Raw genomic sequence first — 990 nt, forward strand, 5'->3', positions numbered from 1 at the left:
AGCCAGGCTCGGATGCTTCGGATCATTTGGTGGTTGGGGGCCAGTAGGTTCTGGTAGATCAACTGTCCAAAAGCATCGATGGGGCTGAACTCCTCCCCGACTTGGAAAGGATAGCTAAAACCCAGTGGAGTGAGGTGATCCCCCTCGAGATGCTGCCACTCGGTATAGCCTTGATACTTGCGGCAAAGCTGTTGGTAGAGCAGAGGAATGTCGTCAATATCATCCTGTCGAAATTCTACGAGCAGGTTGTGTCTAACCGGATACTGCTCCTCAATTAAGCGGTTGGTTTCTGCTGGGGAAGGCTCGAACTCTAACCACAGATTCACAGGTGGCGAGGAGGATCCCATCCACATCCGCCACAGATCGGCAAGCTGTTGTTGAGGCCAAGCTTGAGCCAACAGCCGCAGCAATGGCAAAGCCCGATCTAGCCCGGCATTGCTGTAGGCCAGGAAAATATTGCCTCGCCGCTGGGATCCCAGAGAAGGAACGGCTAGACAAGAGAGGATCTGCAACTTACAGCCCAGGCTATGACCCAAACCAAACAGGGGCAACTCCAGCAAACCCTTGCTTTGCAGGCTTCTGTGCAAAGATTGGGCTGCGTTGAGCGCCAGTTGGGCGTGATCGATATCGGTGGTGTAGGGGGTGGCAACAACGGCCATGCCCATACGGGCCAGTTCTTCCAGCAGGCGGCTGTAGAACACTTGCGGGGCAGCTCCCACAAAAGCTCCACCCAGAAAGTGAACGACGGCGCGGGGTTGAGGGGGCAGAAGGAACCAAGTATGCCCATCGGTTTGCCAAGTTGGTGCCATGGTGTTGCAACCTCGCCTGCGAGTTTGTTGAAGCTTTCCCCATAACCCAGCGCTCGGCAGATCCCACTTTGCCCACTTTACGCCGGTTCCCCGCGCTGGCCAGCCCCTGGAACTCATCCTAATGGACATCTTGCCCAGACATGGGGATCCCCAGTTAACTTCTGATGCAGCAGGCAAAACT

The 990-nt window shown here is 55.7% G+C and carries 1 protein-coding gene; it reads right to left on the reverse strand.

Features of this window, described 5'->3' with window-relative positions; all coding sequences use genetic code 11:
• Positions 1–809, reverse strand: an 809-nt coding sequence (locus NW820_RS12715) for a DUF1350 family protein (protein WP_414407683.1), incomplete at its 3' end; no start/stop codon positions are given.
• Positions 810–990 lie beyond the last annotated feature (181 nt).

Origin of the sequence: Synechococcus sp. R55.7, from assembly GCF_047461955.1 — a bacterium.
Classification (GTDB): Bacteria; Cyanobacteriota; Cyanobacteriia; order Thermostichales; family Thermostichaceae; genus Thermostichus.